Origin of the sequence: Polaribacter aquimarinus, from assembly GCF_003129485.1 — a bacterium.
Taxonomy (GTDB): domain Bacteria; phylum Bacteroidota; class Bacteroidia; order Flavobacteriales; family Flavobacteriaceae; genus Polaribacter; species Polaribacter aquimarinus.
In genome coordinates this window covers 111,059-128,632 of record NZ_QFFG01000006.1, presented here as the reverse complement: position 1 = coordinate 128,632, position 17,574 = coordinate 111,059, and the positions used below count along the sequence as shown (strand labels likewise).

The 17,574-nt window shown below is 28.8% G+C and carries 21 protein-coding genes; 9 read left to right on the top strand and 12 right to left on the bottom strand.

Annotated elements, in window-relative coordinates; translation table 11 throughout:
• Positions 1-232 precede the first annotated feature (232 nt).
• Entirely contained in the window at positions 233-1,780 is a 1,548-nt protein-coding gene (gene porX / locus DIS07_RS13050; RefSeq protein WP_109405700.1) for a T9SS response regulator signal transducer PorX, read from the top strand.
• A gap of 91 nt (positions 1,781-1,871) precedes the next feature.
• The gene (locus DIS07_RS13045; RefSeq protein ID WP_109405699.1) at positions 1,872-2,447 is read left to right on the top strand and encodes a DUF1287 domain-containing protein; all 576 of its coding nucleotides are present in this window, start codon (positions 1,872-1,874) and stop codon (positions 2,445-2,447) included.
• A gap of 55 nt (positions 2,448-2,502) precedes the next feature.
• Here DIS07_RS13045 and DIS07_RS13040 read toward each other — a convergent pair whose 3' ends face one another.
• Together DIS07_RS13040 and DIS07_RS13035 are read right to left on the bottom strand one after the other, a co-directional pair.
• On the bottom strand, positions 2,503-4,482 hold the full coding sequence (locus DIS07_RS13040) for a hypothetical protein (protein ID WP_109405698.1): 1,980 nt from the start codon (positions 4,480-4,482) through the stop codon (positions 2,503-2,505).
• Positions 4,483-4,493: 11 nt separating this feature from the next.
• Positions 4,494-5,168, bottom strand: a complete 675-nt coding sequence (locus DIS07_RS13035) for a hypothetical protein (protein WP_109405697.1) — start codon at positions 5,166-5,168, stop codon at positions 4,494-4,496.
• Positions 5,169-5,298: 130 nt separating this feature from the next.
• Here DIS07_RS13035 and tsaE point away from each other — a divergent pair, with 130 nt between their 5' ends.
• Genes tsaE through DIS07_RS13015 form a run of 4 tightly spaced genes read left to right on the top strand, consistent with a single transcriptional unit; the run spans position 5,299 to position 7,748 of the window.
• Positions 5,299-5,703: a tRNA (adenosine(37)-N6)-threonylcarbamoyltransferase complex ATPase subunit type 1 TsaE gene (gene tsaE, locus DIS07_RS13030; RefSeq protein ID WP_109405696.1), complete on the top strand. Its 405-nt coding sequence runs from the start codon at positions 5,299-5,301 to the stop codon at positions 5,701-5,703.
• Between the two features lie 11 nt (positions 5,704-5,714).
• Positions 5,715-6,911, top strand: coding sequence for an alanine dehydrogenase (locus DIS07_RS13025; RefSeq protein WP_109405695.1), 1,197 nt, complete (start codon positions 5,715-5,717; stop codon positions 6,909-6,911).
• 48 nt (positions 6,912-6,959) lie between these two features.
• The gene (locus DIS07_RS13020; RefSeq protein WP_109405694.1) at positions 6,960-7,328 is read left to right on the top strand and encodes a DUF4258 domain-containing protein; all 369 of its coding nucleotides are present in this window, start codon (positions 6,960-6,962) and stop codon (positions 7,326-7,328) included.
• A 15-nt stretch (positions 7,329-7,343) separates the two neighbouring features.
• Positions 7,344-7,748, top strand: a complete 405-nt coding sequence (locus DIS07_RS13015) for a DUF4258 domain-containing protein (protein ID WP_109405693.1) — start codon at positions 7,344-7,346, stop codon at positions 7,746-7,748.
• Between the two features lie 81 nt (positions 7,749-7,829).
• Here the strand turns inward: DIS07_RS13015 and DIS07_RS13010 are convergent, their stop codons facing one another.
• Genes DIS07_RS13010 through DIS07_RS13000 form a run of 3 tightly spaced genes read right to left on the bottom strand, consistent with a single transcriptional unit; the run spans position 7,830 to position 9,553 of the window.
• A complete protein-coding gene (locus DIS07_RS13010) occupies positions 7,830-8,426 on the bottom strand; it encodes a YdeI/OmpD-associated family protein (RefSeq protein WP_235869147.1) in 597 nt (198 codons plus the stop codon).
• A complete protein-coding gene (locus DIS07_RS13005; protein ID WP_109405691.1) occupies positions 8,426-8,839 on the bottom strand; it encodes a VOC family protein in 414 nt (137 codons plus the stop codon). The genes DIS07_RS13010 and DIS07_RS13005 overlap by 1 nt, the downstream gene beginning before the upstream one ends.
• 30 nt (positions 8,840-8,869) lie before the next feature.
• A complete protein-coding gene (locus DIS07_RS13000; protein WP_394340970.1) occupies positions 8,870-9,553 on the bottom strand; it encodes a TrmH family RNA methyltransferase in 684 nt (227 codons plus the stop codon).
• Between the two features lie 57 nt (positions 9,554-9,610).
• Here DIS07_RS13000 and DIS07_RS12995 point away from each other — a divergent pair, with 57 nt between their 5' ends.
• On the top strand, positions 9,611-10,300 hold the full coding sequence (locus DIS07_RS12995) for an SIR2 family NAD-dependent protein deacylase (RefSeq protein ID WP_109405689.1): 690 nt from the start codon (positions 9,611-9,613) through the stop codon (positions 10,298-10,300).
• 33 nt (positions 10,301-10,333) lie between these two features.
• Here DIS07_RS12995 and DIS07_RS12990 read toward each other — a convergent pair whose 3' ends face one another.
• The 4 genes from DIS07_RS12990 to rpsF form a co-directional block, all read right to left on the bottom strand.
• Positions 10,334-10,801 carry a DUF6495 family protein gene (locus tag DIS07_RS12990; RefSeq protein ID WP_109405688.1) on the bottom strand — a complete coding sequence of 156 codons (468 nt, stop codon included), beginning with the start codon at positions 10,799-10,801 and terminating at the stop codon, positions 10,334-10,336.
• Between the two features lie 93 nt (positions 10,802-10,894).
• Complete coding sequence (rplI, locus tag DIS07_RS12985; protein ID WP_109405687.1) at positions 10,895-11,341, bottom strand: 50S ribosomal protein L9; 447 nt, start codon at positions 11,339-11,341, stop codon at positions 10,895-10,897.
• A 14-nt stretch (positions 11,342-11,355) separates the two neighbouring features.
• On the bottom strand, positions 11,356-11,652 hold the full coding sequence (gene rpsR / locus DIS07_RS12980; protein ID WP_109405686.1) for a 30S ribosomal protein S18: 297 nt from the start codon (positions 11,650-11,652) through the stop codon (positions 11,356-11,358).
• 3 nt (positions 11,653-11,655) lie between these two features.
• Entirely contained in the window at positions 11,656-11,994 is a 339-nt protein-coding gene (rpsF, locus tag DIS07_RS12975; RefSeq protein WP_109405685.1) for a 30S ribosomal protein S6, read from the bottom strand.
• Positions 11,995-12,118: 124 nt separating this feature from the next.
• On the opposite strand from rpsF, the gene DIS07_RS12970 reads away from it, so the two are divergent.
• Entirely contained in the window at positions 12,119-13,015 is an 897-nt protein-coding gene (locus DIS07_RS12970) for a sterol desaturase family protein (protein WP_109405684.1), read from the top strand.
• Positions 13,016-13,052: 37 nt separating this feature from the next.
• On the opposite strand, the gene DIS07_RS12965 is transcribed toward DIS07_RS12970, so the two are convergent.
• The 3 genes from DIS07_RS12965 to DIS07_RS12955 form a co-directional block, all read right to left on the bottom strand.
• Positions 13,053-14,162, bottom strand: a complete 1,110-nt coding sequence (locus DIS07_RS12965) for a hypothetical protein (RefSeq protein ID WP_109405683.1) — start codon at positions 14,160-14,162, stop codon at positions 13,053-13,055.
• Positions 14,163-14,257: 95 nt separating this feature from the next.
• Complete coding sequence (locus DIS07_RS12960; protein WP_109405682.1) at positions 14,258-15,079, bottom strand: hypothetical protein; 822 nt, start codon at positions 15,077-15,079, stop codon at positions 14,258-14,260.
• A complete protein-coding gene (locus DIS07_RS12955) occupies positions 15,066-15,626 on the bottom strand; it encodes an RNA polymerase sigma factor (protein ID WP_109405681.1) in 561 nt (186 codons plus the stop codon). Before DIS07_RS12955 ends, DIS07_RS12960 begins: the two co-directional genes overlap by 14 nt.
• Before the next feature lie 185 nt (positions 15,627-15,811).
• Here DIS07_RS12955 and DIS07_RS12950 point away from each other — a divergent pair, with 185 nt between their 5' ends.
• Entirely contained in the window at positions 15,812-17,560 is a 1,749-nt protein-coding gene (locus DIS07_RS12950; RefSeq protein WP_109405680.1) for a tetratricopeptide repeat protein, read from the top strand.
• Positions 17,561-17,574: the final 14 nt, after the last annotated feature.

Here is a 17,574-nt window from a genome sequence, read left to right as displayed (position 1 = left end):
GCAAAATACAAATTAATGCCACGAATTCACAAATTTATAAAGCATTTAGTTAATAAAAAACATATGCTTAATTTTTATAAAAACTAAGAAAAATATTCATTTTAACGAAATACAAAAAATACTAATTAATAAATTTTTGGTATAAAAAATTGGCAATATTTTATCATTTTAAAACACTTTAAAGTATAACAAATCTATATTTTTAACGTTAAATGTTAAAAAAAAACAATAGATGAGCAGTATTCACATATTATGGGTTGATGATGAAATAGAATTATTAAAACCTCACATTCTTTTTTTAGAGCGTAAAAATTATAAAGTTACCACATGCACTAATGGTGCAGATGCCATTGATTTGGTTGATGAAGAGAATTTTGATATTGTTTTTTTAGATGAAAATATGCCAGGTTTAACGGGGTTAGACACACTTTCTGAAATCAAGCAAAAGCAGGCCAATTTACCTGTAGTAATGATTACTAAAAGTGAGGAGGAATATATTATGGAAGAAGCGATTGGTTCTAAAATTGCTGATTATTTAATTAAACCCGTAAACCCTAGTCAGATTTTATTAAGTTTAAAAAAGAATTTAGACCATTCTCGTTTGGTTTCTGAAAAAACAACTTCTAACTACCAGCAAGAATTCCGAAAAATTTCTATGGATTTGGCAATGGTGAATTCTTATGAAGATTGGATTGAATTGTATAAAAAGCTAATTCACTGGGAATTAGAATTAGAAAACATAAGTGATCCTGGTATGTTAGGGATTTTAGAAAGTCAGAAACAAGAAGCTAATAGTCAGTTTTTTAAGTTCATTAAAAAGAATTATGAAGACTATTTAACTGCTCACGACAAGCCTACATTTTCTCATACATTATTTAAAGATTATGTAGTTCCTGAATTAAGCAAAGACCAAGGTGTTTTATGGATTGTTATTGATAATTTACGATACGATCAATATCGAATTTTAGAACCACTAATTAACAATCATTATAAAAAAGAAGAAGAATATTCTTATTTCTCAATATTGCCTACTGCAACTCAGTATGCAAGAAATGCCATTTTTTCTGGATTAATGCCTTCTGAAATGGAAAAACGTCATCCAAATTTTTGGAAAAACGATACAGATGAAGGTGGAATGAATCTATTTGAAAATGAGTTTTTATCGGCTCAAATAAAACGTTTAGGATTAGATATTAAACACGAGTATTATAAAATTTCTTCTTTAAGAAATGGAAAAGAATTAGCGGATAATTTTAATGGAACCAAACAAAATGATTTAACTGCAGTTGTGTATAATTTTGTGGATATCCTCTCCCACTCTAAAACAGAAATGGAAGTAATTAAAGAATTGGCTGGAGATGATAAAGCTTATAGAAGTTTAACGTTGAGTTGGTTTAAGAATTCACCATTGTTTGAAATCATTCAAAAAGCACAACAAATAGGTCAAAAATTGATTATCACTACAGATCATGGAACCATAAATTGTAAACATCCTACTAAAGTAATTGGTGATAAAAACATTAGTGCAAACTTGCGTTATAAGACTGGTAGAAGTCTTTCTTATGAAGAAAAAGACGTGTATGCAGTAAGAAATCCTAAAGATATTTTCTTACCAACAATTGCAATGAATGCTCCTTTTATTTTTGCAAAAGAAGATTTGTTTTTTGCCTATCCAAACAACTTTAATCACTTCGTAAAATATTATAAAAACACGTACCAACATGGTGGTGTTTCTTTAGAAGAAGTCATTATTCCTTGTGCGGTTTATAGTCCTAAGTAGAGTAGTTTTGTTAGCAGTCTCAGTCTCAGTCTCAGTAAATTTATATATTCAATGAATCTTTGTGGTCAACCATAAAAAATAGCTAGATTTTATGAAAAAAACATTTTCAATTCTATTTCTTTTCTTATCAATAAATATTCTTTTTTCACAAGTTGATGAAGATAAACTATCTACAGCTGCTTTAGAATTAATCAAAGACAAAGTTGTTTACGACCCAAGTTATTTTTCTATTGATTACCCTAATGGGGATGTGCCAAAAGGCAAAGGTGTTTGTACAGATGTAGTTATTAGAGCTTACAGAAAGTTAGGTGTTGATTTACAAAAAGAAGTTCATGAAGACATGAAATCTAATTTTTCTATCTATCCAAAAATATGGGGATTAAAAAATACTGATAAGAATATTGACCACAGAAGAGTTCCTAATTTAATGACTTTCTTTTCTAGAAAAGGAACTATAAAACCAATTACTAAAAATCCTAAAGATTATATTCCTGGAGATGTCATTTGCTGGAATTTAGGCGGTGCAATTACACATACAGGTGTAGTTGTAAATAAAAAGTCTAAAGACAATAAACGTTTTTTAATTGTACATAATATTGGAGCAGGACAAGTTTTAGAAGATTGTTTGTTTTCTTTCAAAATTATTGGTCATTATAGATGTGAATGAAAAAGCGAGTTAATATGAAATTAACCCGCTTAACCAAGCTTAATAAAAATCAAATTTATATTTGAGAGTCAATATAATCACATAGAGTTGAAAAGTCAAAGTTAGGATTAAATGCATTTATTTTACTACCTAATATTGGTTCAGTTTCTTTTCTACCGCCCCAATAAACATAAAATATATACTCTTTGTTATCTTCTAAAACAGGTACTTTATTTACGAATTTGCCTTCATTGTCTGTAAATCCGAACAATGAAATATTAATAGTTGATGTGTTAGGTAAATAAAATGGTGCATCTTTTAATCTGTAATATATCCCATTGTTTTTCAGTGCCAATTTTCTTTTTGCACATTCTACTTGAAATTTTATGTCAGATTTTTTGACCTGTGAGTTACCTTGATAATTAGTTAAATTTGATATCTCTGTAACAACATCACATTGATTAGTAAAACTTATTGTAGTGTGACCAGTAGTCCAATTAAAATTGGGATAACTAATAAGATAGTCATTATCAGACCTCGTGAACTTTCTAAATCTGTAGTATTCTCTGTACAAATATCTTAAATGCCCTAAATTTCTTTTTAATTTGTCTGTATCATTATTATTAAAATTTTCTCTTACTCGCTTACGAAATGTAATTATATCTTCAATGAATTTTTCATTCTGTCCTAACAAATTAAACTCATATTTAGCCCCATCATAAATAATTTGAGAATTAATTGTACCATCAAAACTCTCTTCTGGTCTAGATTTAAAAGTACTTTGCCAGAAATTTTTAAATGAAAAACTTACTTTTTCCTCTGTAAATTTATTTGTGGCTCTCAAGGCTAAATTCTTAACAGGTACACCAGCATATTTAAATTCAAATTTATCACAAGAAATTGTTGTTGGCGGTACAAAAATATAAGCCGTAACCATTGCTCGATTATCATAGATTACAGTAGGAATCGAAGCATATCCTCTTCTATTAACCTGAATAGTTGCTTTTTTAATAAAATACCAATACCCAGAACCTCTTCTTTTTGGATAAGCTTTTACAACCCAAGCTTCCTCACCATTTTTAAAATTTTTACCTGTTGAGGGGTTTACTGTTTTAACCGCAACCTTTCTCCTCCCCCTTCTTTCTATTCTATATAAAGGAATATTTATAAATAATCTTCTAAATCTCATACTCACTCCATTCCTACTAATTATTCTTGTAAATCTTGCTGCATAGCGATGCCAATAAGCATTATTAATATTTTTTGATATTAATTTGTTTTTTATCTCAAGTTCTTTTTTACTATTATTTTTTTTATTAGAACCCTTAAAGGAAATATTAGAATCATCTCCGTCTTCAAATAAATCTTCATCTGAAGGATGAGCATCATAAGCATGAGTATCTGAATCTGTATCAGGTTCATATGAGTCCATTTGAATTTCAATTTCAGAAACATTAGTTGACTCTCCATTTTCATCAAAAAATTCAGTTGCTTTGGGTATTACCAATTCATCTACATCTACTATATCTTCAAATCCATCAGTTTTAACAACAATATCTTGCGAAACTTTTCCACCAACTAAATTGGTGGACAATTTAGTTTCCACCTTACCTACAGGAATATAACTTAATGACTTTAATTTAAAAACCTCACTACTAATCGTTTGACTGTTTAATGTAAAATTAAACTCTTCTTCTTGAAACCCTGGGGCGCTAATTTTTGCAGTTAATTCAATTGGGTTAGAAGCGGATGGTTTTATACCACTATTAAGCCCTAATCCAATTGATAATTCATTATCATCAAACTTAAAATCCTTTACTCCATCAGAACGATAAATAAAGTCAGAGTAAGTTCCAGAAAACTCGATTTTTAAATTATCAGGAACCTGTCCATCATCTTCATAATTAACTACTACTAATTTTTTTTTATTTGTTACCGGTTCTGGAGTTATTGTAACTATAAAATCATCTTCTAGAGTCTTTAATTTTTCAAAATTACAAGAGTTTGTAAATATTATAAGTAATAATAAAAATGTGCATTTAATATATTTTTTCATGATGTTTTTTTTTAAAATGAATATGATAATCTAAAGGCAGCATAAGGAATGAATTTAAAACTTTCAAAAGTTTCATTTAGAAGCCCTTCTTGATTTTTTGTGTCTTCTATAATCCCTGTAGCATCTAGAGTAATTTCTGGAGAACTTGACATGTATGTACCAATATCAATAGCAAATCCTAACCTTTTTCTAGGTACTGATCTTCCAAATCCTAAACCTATATAAGGTGAAGTTTTACCCCAATTCATATCTATTAACAGGCTTCCTGAATCCGCTGAATTAAATTCAACATCCCCAATTTTAATATTATCTTTGAAGGTAGTAGAGATATTTACATTACTTGATGAAAAGAATCCTAAACCAGCAACTAGTTTAAAAGCAGATGAAAAAGGGTGATAACTAATTTTAACATCAATATTTGTAAAATCTAAATCGGTGTTTACTAATAATGTTTCTCCACTAATTTCTTGTTCAAAATCTTTAATGGAATAAACAAATGAATTATAACTAATCGTTGTGTAGAACTTATCACTAAGTTTTCTTGAATAATCAAATCCGAATCCTGTTCCTCCAGATATTCCAAAAGCATTTTTCCTTTCTTTGTTCGAGAATTTTTCTCTTTTTTGGGCAGTTGCATATAAAACACAACAGCAACAAATAATAAATAAATATTTTTTTTTCTTCATATTTAATAGTTTTAGTTGTTTAACAAAACAAAAGTCAACTAAAAGACTACTAAAAAAAATACCTACATATAGTGAAATACATTTGCAATTAAAATTATGAGAAAACGAAAAACAAATCTATTTTTGTAGCATGAATAAAAACTATTCTTTAGAAAAATTAGAAGAAATTGCAAAAGAAATAATTGCATCATCAAAAAATAAAACCCTTTTATTTTATGGCGAAATGGGTGTTGGTAAAACAACACTGATTAAAAAGTTATGTAAGCAATTAGATGTTTTAGACAATATCTCCTCTCCTACTTTTTCTTTGGTGAATGAATATCACACAACTACTGATGCAAAAGTTTTTCATTTTGATTTTTACAGAATCGAAGATGAAGAAGAAGCTTTAGATATGGGGATTGAAGAATATTTTTATCAAAATGCTTGGTGTTTGGTGGAATGGCCAGAAAATATCGAAAATTTATTACCTTTAGATGCTGTTCGAATTCAATTGACTATTTTAGAGGACGGACAACGCAACATTCAACTATAAACAACCAAATTATGAGTTCATTCTCTCCTTTCAGTAAAGAAGAATTGCTTCCACAGGAAGAAATGTTAGAGATAAAAAAACAAAAAGGAGAATTATTTATTGGCTTACCCAAAGAAACCTATTTAGGGGAAAAACGTGTTTGCTTAACTCCTGATGCAGTTTCAGCTTTGTGTACACACGGACATAGAATTGTTATAGAAACTGGTGCAGGAGACAATGCCAACTATTCAGACAAAGAATATTCTGAAGCTGGAGCAAAAATCTCTTATGATGTAGAAGAAGCTTTTAAATGCAATATTGTTTTAAAAGTAGCCCCACCAACTGAAAAAGAAATTGAATATATGAATCCGCAAACGATTCTGATTTCTTCTTTACAGTTGAAAACTCAAAATAAAAAATACTTTGAATGTTTAGCAAAAAAACGAATTACGGCTGTAGCATTCGATTATATTAAAGATGATCATAACACTTATCCTATTGTAAAATCGTTAAGCGAAATTGCAGGAACTGCTTCTGTGTTAATTGCTGCGGAATTGATGAGTGGACTTAACAAAGGAAATGGTTTGTTACTAGGAAATATTGGAGGTGTTCCTCCAAGTAGTGTAGTTATTTTTGGAGCAGGAACTGTTGGAGAATATGCAGCAAGAACTGCTTTAGGTTTAGGTTCTAGAGTGAAGGTTTTTGATAATTCTATAAGCAAACTACGTAAATTACAACATTCATTACCATCGCCAATTTATACATCAACCTTACAACCAAAATCCGTTGCTAAAGCATTAATGCGTGCAGATGTTGCTATTGGAGCAATTCGAGGTAAAAATAGATCGCCTATTTGTGCTACAGAAGAAATGATAGAAACGATGAAAGAAGGGGCTGTAATTATTGATGTAAGTATTGACAGAGGTGGTTGTTTTGAAACTTCCAATGTAACTACACATAAAACGCCAACGTTTGTAAAACACGGAGTGGTACATTACTGTGTGCCTAATATTCCTGCACGTTATGCAAGAACTGCTTCTTTATCAATTAGCAATATTTTTACACCTTATTTATTAAATATAGCTGATGAAGGAGGATTTGAAAATGCGGCTCGTTTTGATAAAAGCCTTAGAAACGGAATGTATTTTTATCACGGAATTCTAACCAATAGAACTGTTGCGAATTGGTTTGATTTGCCTTTTAGAGATATTAATTTGTTGATTTTATAATTCTTTTTATCACTGTATTAAAGTACATTTGCACTTCAATATTTTACAATGTTAATTAAGCGAATAGGTTATTATTTAGTGGGTTTATCAATTGGTTCAGTAGCTGTCTATTTTTTTTGGCAGAAAAAAGATGCTTCTTTCGATTATGGAATGGATGCAAGGACACTTAAAACCATAAGAATTAGAAAGCGTTTGTTTTCTGAGGAAGCTAAAATAGCAATGGAAAAGTACAATATAGATACTTTAAAAATCTCTACTATTTTATATACTGGTGATGTTGATTTTGGAAAAGGAAATCCAAGACAAAAACCCTGTGCAGAATATTATGTAACTGGAAAAAAAGAATTAGAAAATGTTAATTTGATCATAAAACGTTGCGATTCTACTGCTACTATTGAGAAAGTGATAGTTGATTAATAATTTAGTAAGTCTGTGAAAAAAATAATCTACTTATCATATTTACTTTTTTTATTTTCTTGTAAACAGAGAATAGAAAAAGTCGAAACAAATGAAATAAATATTTTCTTGAATAATGAGAAAGTTGAGCTTAAATCTGAAAATCCTTTCAACAAGAAAAATCGAACTTTACCAACAATTTTAGCTCTTAAACGCCTCTACTCTGAAGAAGCTGAGAAAACAATGTCATTAATTAAAATTGATACGGCTCAAATTTCATCTATTCTTCGGAATGGAGATATAGATTTTGGGAAAGGAAATCCAAGACAAAAACCTTGTGCTGAATATTATGTAACTGGAAAAAAAGAATTGGAAAAGGTGAATTTGCTAGTAAAACGTTGCGATTCTACTGCTACTATTGAAAAGATTATTGTGGAGTAAAAGTTATTACGAGGAAGAATGACGAAGTAATCTATTGATTAAAAAGGAGATTGCTTCATTACATTCGCAATGACAAAGAGGTTAACAATTCCGGTATTTATCATTCAACCCTATTTTATTTAAAATCATTGGTATAATTTTTTCTATTCTACTTTGTTTTGTTGCTTCTCTTTTGGCAGATAAAATATACTCACAAAATTCTCTCTGTTTGGATAAGGTAAATTCGTTGAATTTATATTTTAATTTTTCATTTTTAGAAAACTGAATATTTAATTCCTCAGGAATTACCACAGGATTGGTATTTTTTTTTGGTTTCACTTCTAAACCCGCTTCAGAATTTGCCATCGCTTCTAAAACATATTGTTTAACTATATCTGTATCAATTTCATCTACAGAAATAAAGCGCATTTGACGCATTCCTTTCGTTTTGTCTTTCTGTGCATTAATTAGAATATTGATTTCATCTTTCAAAAAACATCCGTGATGAAACCAAAGCCCGCAGTAATTCTTAAAAGCTGACAAACCCATAATATTCTTCTTTTTGTAGATATAGGCTGGAATCCCCCATTTTATATCCTCTTCTAAAGGAAGTTCTAACAAAACATTTCTAATTATTTCAAGTTCTTTTTGCCATTTTATATTGGAAGAAATATAATCTGTAACCTTTGGATTCATCATTAAATAGTTTTAGCTTCTAAACTTACCATCCATTGTACACCAAATTTGTCGATACAACTTCCAAATTTACCACCCCAAAAAACTTCCTCAAAAGGCATTGTAACGGTTCCTTCTTTAGATAAACCTTTGAAAAAAGAAAATGCTTGCGCTTCATTACTTGTAGAAATAGAAACGTGAAAATTATTTCCTTTATTTAATGGCTCATGAAAACTATCGGAAGCTTTTAGCTCACAACCATCACCAAAAATTAAAGTTTGATGCATTATTTTGTTTTCTATTTCTGGATTCGAATATTCAGGTGGACCATCAGCATAACGCATTGTTACTGTAAATTCCCCACCCAAAACAGCTTTATAATACAACATAGCTTCTTCACAATTTCCATCGAAAGTTAAATACATATCACATTTCATAATTCTAATTTTTAGGTTGATGTTTTAAATTTATACAATGTTTTTTAAATAATGTGCTTCTATTTTATCAACATTTTTAATAGTTTTCTTTACCCAATTAAAATACAAAATTTCTTTTTCTTCTTCAGATAATTGCCAATCAACATCAGAATTTCTCAATTTTGTGGTAACATCTTGTAAAATAATAGCAGCGGCCACAGAAATATTTAAGCTCTCTGTAAAACCTACCATTGGTATTTTTAAAAAACCATCTGCTTGTTCTTTAACATAGTCAGAAACTCCCTCTGCTTCTACTCCAAATACAAATGCCGATTTTTTAGTGATGTCAAAATCCTGTAGTAAACAAGAATCGTTATGAGGAGTTGTGGCAATAATTTGATAACCATTTGCTCTTAAATGATCTAAACAGATTTGTGTATTATTTCCATCAGATTTATAACGTTTGGAAGTAATCCATTTTTGTGAACCTTTAGCAACGTGTCTTGAAACTTTATTGATGTATTTATTTTCTATTGCATGAATATCTTGTACGCCAAAAATATCGCAAGTTCTCACAACAGCACTAGCATTATGAGGTTGAAAAATATCTTCTAATACCACACTAAAATGTCTTGTTCTGTTTGCTAAAACTTCTTTAAAGGTATTTTTTCGTTTCTCTGTTAAATACCCTTCAAAATAGTGCAATAGTTTTTTATCAATCATATTTACAAACATAAAATTATTATTTTTAGCATCATAGAAGTCTTTTAGAAGAATACTAAATTTTAATTTATGAAAAAAATCGTTGTCTTAACTGGTGCAGGAATTTCTGCAGAAAGCGGAATAAAAACTTTTAGAGATGCTGATGGTTTATGGGAAGGACATCATGTAATGGAAGTGGCTTCTCCTGAAGGTTTTGCAGCAAATCCAGAGTTGGTTTTTGATTTTTACAATCAACGTAGAAGACAATTATTAGAAGTTACTCCCAACAAAGCACATTTTAATTTAGTCGCATTAGAGCAGCATTTTGATGTTCAAATTGTGACACAAAATGTGGATGATTTGCACGAACGTGCAGGAAGTAAAAATGTTACCCATTTACACGGAGAATTATTTAAAGTAAGAAGTACTGTTGATGAAAATTTAGTATTGGACTGGAAAAAAGATTTGATTTTAGGAGATGTAGATGCTAAAGGAAACCAATTAAGACCACATATTGTTTGGTTTGGAGAAATGGTACCAATGTTAGATAAAGCCATAGAAATAACAGCAACAACTGATGTTTTGGTCATTATAGGGACTTCTATGCAAGTGTATCCTGCTGCGAGTTTGGTAAATTATATTAAACCCAATACTCCTATTTATTTTATAGACCCAAAACCTTCCGTTACTAAAAACGATTTTAATAATTTAACAATTATTAATGATGTTGCTAGTTCTGGGACAGATAATTTAGTAAAAATATTGAATAATAAATTATAAAAACCTCTCGATTACATTCTAAATAACAGAGATTTAAGAAATCAATTGATTAAAATACTCAAAAATTTCTCCTTTAGAAATTGAACTTCCTTTTTCTATCAAATCAAAAATTTCTGTGTTTCTTTCTGAATTATAAGGTTTTGAACCTTTAAAAATATCAACAGAATTATCCATTGGATTTTTCATCAACCATTCAAAACCTTCTTGTTCAAGTAAATTAATATCCCAATTTACTTTAATAGCAATTCTATGAATTTCATTTTCTTCACATTTAAACAAATTAGCAGTAGTTGCAGAAAAATGCTCTACAAATTTAGTTTTATTTAAAACATCATCCCAAACCACATCAGAAAACACATTCATTTCTTCTTCAGCTACATGAGGTTTCTCTTTTTTGATTTCATTCCATTCTTTTACATCTATACTTTGAGTTGCTAAAAAATGTGCAAACTCATTATGCAGACTTTCGAATTGTTCTTTGGTAAGTTGTCTATATTTCATATTAAGTTTGAAGTTCGAAGGATGAAGTGTAAAGTTGGAAGTAAAAAAGCTCGTTATTTCTAACGAGCTTTTTATTATTATATAGTGTAATTACTATTCAGCAACTACATCAAAAGTAATGTCAGCTATTACATCTCTATGTAATCTCACAGAAGCTTCATATTTACCTAATCTTTTTACAGAACCTCCAACAACTTTAATAAACTTCTTGTCAATTTCTGTACCTGCTTTTGCAAGTGCTGCAGCTAAATCTATATTATTTACAGAACCAAATAATTTGTCTCCTGAACCAGTTTTAGATGCTATTTTAATTTCATACCCTTTAATTGTCTCTGCTAATTTATTAGCATCTCCAATTAATTTTGCTTCTTTATAAGCTCTTTGCTTTAAGTTTTCCGCTAATACTTTCTTAGCAGAAGAAGTAGCTAAAATTGCTTGTCCTGTTGGGATTAAAAAGTTTCTACCATAACCGTTTTTCACAGATACAACATCATCTTTAAACCCTAAATTTTCTACGTCTTGTTTTAATATCAATTCCATGGTCTACCTCTTTATTATTTTAACATATCTCCAACGTAAGGCATTAACGCTAAATGACGCGCTCTTTTGATTGCTTGCGCAACTTTACGTTGATATTTTAATGATGTTCCTGTTAAACGTCTTGGTAAAATTTTACCTTGTTCGTTTACTAAATACATTAAGAAGTCTGCATCTTTATAATCGATGTATTTAAAACCTTTCTTTTTAAATCTACAGTATTTTGCTTCTTTTTTTGTGTCGATGTCTAATGGCGTTAAATATCTAACGTCAGCAGATTTACCACCTTTTGCTTGTTGTTCTATTGATGCCATTTCTTAGTTTTTTGCAGTTTTACTTTGTCTTCTTTTTTCTGCCCAAGCTGCTGCATGTTTGTCTAATTTGACAGTTAAATAGCGCATAACGCTATCATCTCTCCTAAATTCTAACTCAAATGCAGAGATTTCTTCTCCTGCAACTTTGTACTCTAATAAGTGGTAAAACCCACTTTTTTTCTTTTGAATTGGGTAAGCTAATTTTTTTAAGCCCCAATCTTCTTTAGAAATCATTTCGGCACCTTTAGAAACCAAATAGTCCTCGAACTTTTGTACTGTTTCCTTTATCTGAGTATCAGATAAAACGGGATTCAAAATGAAAACAGTTTCGTAATGATTCATAAGTATTTATTTATAATTTATTTTAACGGCTGCAAATATACATACTTTTTACTATTTAACACCTATTTTCTCTATTAAAATTATCATATTTGTATACCTTATATTTTAAACTTAATTATCTGATATGCAAATACCTGAATTTCCAAATTTAATTCACTATGCTATTCCTTTTTTTGTTATTACGGTTATCTTGGAAATTGTGTTAACTGTAAAAGTTAAAATGACGGAATATGAGTTTAAAGATGCTGGTACTTCTATAATTATGGGATTAGGCAATGTTACTATAGGTTTATTTACAAAAGGAATTGTTTTAGGAGTTTTCTTGTTTTTTTATGAATATCGATTTTTAACTATTCCATTTACTTGGTGGGCTTGGGTTTTAGTGCTTTTTGCTGAAGATTTAACTTATTACTGGGCACATAGAATTGGACATTTAAGCAGGTTTTTTTGGGCTAGCCATGTTGTGCATCATTCCTCACAAAAATACAATCTTAGCACAGCTTTACGTCAAACTTGGACAGGTGGTTTTTACACTTTTATTTTCTGGATTCCTTTGATTTTAATTGGCTTCCACCCTATTATGGTTTTGGTACAAATGTCTATTAGTTTGATATATCAATATTGGATTCATACAGAATTCATAAGTAAACTGCCTAAATGGATTGAAGCTATTTTTAATACTCCTAGTCATCATAGAGTACATCATGCAACTAATCCACAGTATTTAGATAGAAATTTTGCGGGTGTTTTTATTATTTGGGATAAATTTTTTGACTCATTCGAACCAGAAATTGAAAAACCATCTTATGGTTTGGTAAAAAACATAGAAACATATAACCCTCTAAAAATTGCTTTTTTAGAATGGTATTTTATGTTTAAAGACTTTTTCACTTCTAAAACATCTATGATAAAAAAAATAAAATATTTTATTAAACCCCCAGGTTGGAAGCATGATGATTCTGGAATGGTCTCAAAAGATTTGAGAGCTAAATGGGAGAAAAACAAAAAAGTCAATATCTAGAGATATTGACTTTTTTAAAAACTACAAGTTTCATTAATTAATTTAAATCTAAACGAACTCCCATAGATATATTTCTGGTGTTTGTACCCTTAAATAAAGGATTCATATCATACTTTACATAAAAGCTAGTATCTCTATAACCTAAATAAGCACTTAAACCATAATTAACTGTATTCATATTAAAGTTATTAAACTGAACTTGTTTTACTTCTGATCCGTTAGTATCTCTATATTCTAAATATTGCCTTGTTCCTAATTTAAATCCTACGAAACCTCCAATTCCAAAACGAACAGATTTATTAGTTCGATCTCTTACAAAACCGTCATCATATGTTTTATTTCTAGAGAAATCCCATTCAACATGTACTGGAAAGGTCATCTGTACATGACGTAATCTGCTTTCTGACAACTGGTTATTAAAGGTTTGAATTTCTGTCATATCCCCATTTTTCACATGAATTCTATTTCCTTCTAACCTTAAGTTATTCCAAAGAAAAGAAGCTCCATATTTTAAATACAATTTAGATGGTCTTCTACTAAAACGAGTTTTCCATGTCCATCCTAGTTCATAAAAACGTGATCTCCATAATTGATATTCAGAATTATCTAATGAGCTTAACTCATCATCATTTAAAACATTATTTACTCCCATTGCAAAAACAAATTGTGTAGTAGTGCTTCTTTGTTTTTTTCGCTTTTTACTCCATCTTTTCTTTCTTCTTTCATCTCTTTCTTTTTGGTCTCCTTCTTTTATATTTAAACGAAAAACTTTGTTACCAATAGTAAAAGTATTATCATCATCTTCTGTTGTAATTGGTTGTTCTTTTTTACTTGCAATTTTTCCGTTTGTTTTATCCTGTACTAATTTTTGCAACAAAAGTTCTTGTTCTCCAACTAATTTTTCTATTCTTCTTGCATGATAGGAAGCAATTTCTTTTTTTAATGTATCTGCTGTTGTTTTTGTAATTTCTCCTTTTTCTAAACGTTTTTCTATAGCAATTACTTTCATCTTTAAAGAATCTTTTTGAGATGTGGTAATTTGTTCTATTTTTTTTGATATTTTAATTACTTCTTCCTCAAACGTTTTTTGTTGAGATAATCCAATAGTTGTACTAAACAACACTAGTATAAGTAGTATTCTTCTCATTTTTATTGATTTTAAAATTTTTGTTTTTTTTACACTGAATAGATGAAATTATCTTTTTTAATTTAAAGAACACCTCATTCTTTGCAATGACTTATTTAATTATTTCTGCTGGCAATTACAGTTGCAATGTTTGATATTTTTGTTTTTAACGATTTCATAAAGTTATTTTGAAAATCATCATTATCTATTGTACGCTCTACTTCTGCTAAAATAGTTTCAGGATTGATTATAATACTAGATTTTTTGAGCTCATCTTTAATCGTTTTTAAAACCTCTTTCCTATTTATGTTATGTTTTGCATAATAATCTTTTACTTCTTGCGATGAATGTGTTACTGCAAATAACAAATCATCACTATTGATTTTTATTCGACTCTTTGGGTTTCTTTTGAAGATTTTAATCTCTTTTTCTTTAGATAAGCTTTCTTTAACAATAGTGTTCTTTGTATTATCTTTAACTTCTGCAATTATAGTACTGGTTCTATTTGTATTATTTGAGTTAGAAATAATCTTAGTTTTAGTTACGGTATTCGATTTACCTTGAGGTTGCTTAACTATTTTGGTAATAACGGTATTCTTATCTTCTACATTGTTATTTTTAACCCAAGCCTCTTCAACTGGAACTTCATCAAACATTTTATTAATTCTGTTATTAATAAGCACAGTATCTATTGACGTATTAACAAATACTTCTTTGTGTAGTTTTGTTTCAGTTTTATCATAAAAAATTTGAATTCCAATAGATACCAAAAGTAAAATACTTGCTGCTATACCTATATAAAAAAACCAGCCTTTTTGTTTTTCTTTTGATTGTTCATCTAATTGCATAGACAAACGTTCCCAAGCAGAATCAGAAGGTTTAAAAGTTCTATTATCGAACTTCTCTTTTATGTCTTTATCGAACTTATTTGTCTTCATTTATGGTTTTATTCATTTTTATATAATTCTGTTGCAATATTTTTCGAGCTTTAAATAACTGCGATTTTGATGTACTTTCTGAAATCCCTAATTCTTTAGCAATTTCTGAATGTTTATAACCTTCTATAGCAAATAAATTGAACACCATTTTATAACCATCAGGCAATTTATCTATAAGTTTTTGGATATCTTCTACAGAAGTATTTTCTAAACTATTCGTTGCCGCATCATTAAAAACATAATCTTCATCAGATAAATTAATTATATTTTTTTTTCGGAGATAAGAAATACAAGTGTTTACCATTATTTTCCTTATCCAACCTTCAAAACTGCCTTTATGTTCAAATTTATGTAAGTTGACAAAAACTTTTAAAAAACCTTGCAACATCAAATCTTCAGCATGATGCAAATCTTTTACATATTGCCTACATACTCCCAACATTTTTGGTGAATGCTGCTCAAACAATTGTTGTTGCGCTTCTCTATGGTTGTCTATCGCTTTTTTTATGAGCGATTTTTGTTGGTTATGCAAGTTGATAATTTTCAAGCCTCTTAAATCGGTTTTTATTGCCTTACAAATATATAGACTACACAAGTTAGAAAAAGGTTGCTTATTAAATAAAAAAAATGGCACTTTTATTGATACCTTCTTTTCTAATGTTTTTAATTTAACTATTCTTTATGCATTCATATAAGTTCTATATATTATTTTAGTATAACATTATTGTAGTTATGAAAATGATAAATAATTCTATAAAAAAAAATATACTCCTTATTCTTTTTTTCACTTCAATAGGCTTTTCCCAATCACCTATTGATAATGAATTAAGAAATATTACAGGTTTTATATTTCATCAAAATAAACCATTATCTAATGTAAATATTACGCTTTCTAGCAATCAAAAAACTGGAACTACTTCAAATAATAAAGGTTTTTTTTCAATTAAAGCTAAAGTTGGAGAAATTTTAGTTTTTAATTATTTAGGGTTTAAAACAGTTAAAATTTATATTGAAGATGTAACATCTGTTCTAAATATTACTATGAAAATAGATAATAATATGTTAGACGGAATAAGTATTAATACTAAAAAAAGAAAAAAAGGAACGACGACATCAATAAAACAAAGAGAAGAAAACTTAAATACAGTTTTAAAATTAGGTAGACTTAATATCAATACAAGATCTTCTGGTTTTGGAATAAAATACATAAATGGTAATAAATTAAATGAAAGTTCTTTTAGTTTAGCAAGAGCAATTAGAGGGTTAGCACCAGGTTTAGAAGTTAAAGGAAAACCTTTTCAAGAAGTGGTGTATTTAAGGCAATCTAATTTTTTTAGAGCAAGAAAAAGTGTTTTATGGGATGTAGATGGGGCAATAACAAACACTACTCCAAATTTAGCAGTTAGTCAAATTAAACACATTGTAATTCTAAGTTCTTTGGGTGCTACAAATGCATATGGTGCAGATGGGGCTGGAGGTGTAATAATTATTAGCACAAATTCTGATGCTAGAATAAACAATACTACTAAATCAAATCGTAGCAACTATGAGAATAATAAAATTTATAATGGTAAGGCAATTCCTTATAAAGATATAAAAACAGGGAAACCTAATTATCTAAAGGTTTATAATAACATTTCAAACTTAGATACTGCTCTTGCTAAATATGCAAATCAATATCTTAATAATTCTTATAAGAGTAATTTTCATTTTAATATCTTCAATGAATTTAAAGAAAAATATAGCAATAAAAAACTCTTATTAAAAGTGTTAGCAGATTTCGAAAAAGAAGCTGCTTCTAATGTTATCGATTTAAAATCTATAGCATATAAATATCAAGAACTTAAAGAATTTGAAAAAGCAATAAGGTTATATAGAAAAATTGCTAATTTAAGGCCAAATCATGCACAATCTTACAGAGACTTAGCAAACGCATATTTAGAAGTTAATGACTACAAAAATGCATGGAAAATTTACAAATTTTACTTAGAAAAAGGATATACGATAGAAGAGAATGATATTGGAGAAATTATAGAATCTGAAATGATTAAGACTTACATTAATAGAAAAAAAGATTCTACGTTTAAAGAAATTTTTAAATCTAATGATTTTACAAAAATCATGAAAAGTGATGTTCGTTTGGTTTTTGAATGGAATACCTCTGAAGCAGAATTTATATTAGAATTTGTAAATTATAAAAATCAATCTTATAAGGTTGAAAATTCTTTGGATGCTAATAATGATTTGATTATTGATCAAAAACAAAAAGGTTACACATCAAAAGAATTTATGATTGAAAAACTAGATAAAACGCCATATCTAGTGAATATTATATACTTAGGTAACAAACAATACAAACCCACAATCTTAAAAATGACAACGTATTACAATTGGGGGAAAAATAATCAATCAAAAGAGATAGAGGTTTTTGAATTAAAAGTTAAAAACATGAAAATTCAGCTCAAAAAAATTGATTTCTAACAATTGTATAAGTT

Bases quoted from the DNA above. Each gene is read 5' to 3' on its own strand.
- porX (WP_109405700.1), top strand. From the start codon at position 233: ATGAGCAGTATTCACATATTATGGGTTGATGATGAAATAGAATTATTA.
- DIS07_RS13045 (WP_109405699.1), top strand. From the start codon at position 1,872: ATGAAAAAAACATTTTCAATTCTATTTCTTTTCTTATCAATAAATATT.
- DIS07_RS13040 (WP_109405698.1), bottom strand. From the start codon at position 4,482: ATGAAAAAATATATTAAATGCACATTTTTATTATTACTTATAATATTT.
- DIS07_RS13035 (WP_109405697.1), bottom strand. From the start codon at position 5,168: ATGAAGAAAAAAAAATATTTATTTATTATTTGTTGCTGTTGTGTTTTA.
- tsaE (WP_109405696.1), top strand. From the start codon at position 5,299: ATGAATAAAAACTATTCTTTAGAAAAATTAGAAGAAATTGCAAAAGAA.
- DIS07_RS13025 (WP_109405695.1), top strand. From the start codon at position 5,715: ATGAGTTCATTCTCTCCTTTCAGTAAAGAAGAATTGCTTCCACAGGAA.
- DIS07_RS13020 (WP_109405694.1), top strand. From the start codon at position 6,960: ATGTTAATTAAGCGAATAGGTTATTATTTAGTGGGTTTATCAATTGGT.
- DIS07_RS13010 (WP_235869147.1), bottom strand. From the start codon at position 8,426: ATGATGAATCCAAAGGTTACAGATTATATTTCTTCCAATATAAAATGG.
- DIS07_RS13005 (WP_109405691.1), bottom strand. From the start codon at position 8,839: ATGAAATGTGATATGTATTTAACTTTCGATGGAAATTGTGAAGAAGCT.
- DIS07_RS13000 (WP_394340970.1), bottom strand. From the start codon at position 9,553: ATGTTTGTAAATATGATTGATAAAAAACTATTGCACTATTTTGAAGGG.
- DIS07_RS12995 (WP_109405689.1), top strand. From the start codon at position 9,611: ATGAAAAAAATCGTTGTCTTAACTGGTGCAGGAATTTCTGCAGAAAGC.
- DIS07_RS12990 (WP_109405688.1), bottom strand. From the start codon at position 10,801: ATGAAATATAGACAACTTACCAAAGAACAATTCGAAAGTCTGCATAAT.
- rplI (WP_109405687.1), bottom strand. From the start codon at position 11,341: ATGGAATTGATATTAAAACAAGACGTAGAAAATTTAGGGTTTAAAGAT.
- rpsR (WP_109405686.1), bottom strand. From the start codon at position 11,652: ATGGCATCAATAGAACAACAAGCAAAAGGTGGTAAATCTGCTGACGTT.
- rpsF (WP_109405685.1), bottom strand. From the start codon at position 11,994: ATGAATCATTACGAAACTGTTTTCATTTTGAATCCCGTTTTATCTGAT.
- DIS07_RS12970 (WP_109405684.1), top strand. From the start codon at position 12,119: ATGCAAATACCTGAATTTCCAAATTTAATTCACTATGCTATTCCTTTT.
- DIS07_RS12965 (WP_109405683.1), bottom strand. From the start codon at position 14,162: ATGAGAAGAATACTACTTATACTAGTGTTGTTTAGTACAACTATTGGA.
- DIS07_RS12960 (WP_109405682.1), bottom strand. From the start codon at position 15,079: ATGAAGACAAATAAGTTCGATAAAGACATAAAAGAGAAGTTCGATAAT.
- DIS07_RS12950 (WP_109405680.1), top strand. From the start codon at position 15,812: ATGAAAATGATAAATAATTCTATAAAAAAAAATATACTCCTTATTCTT.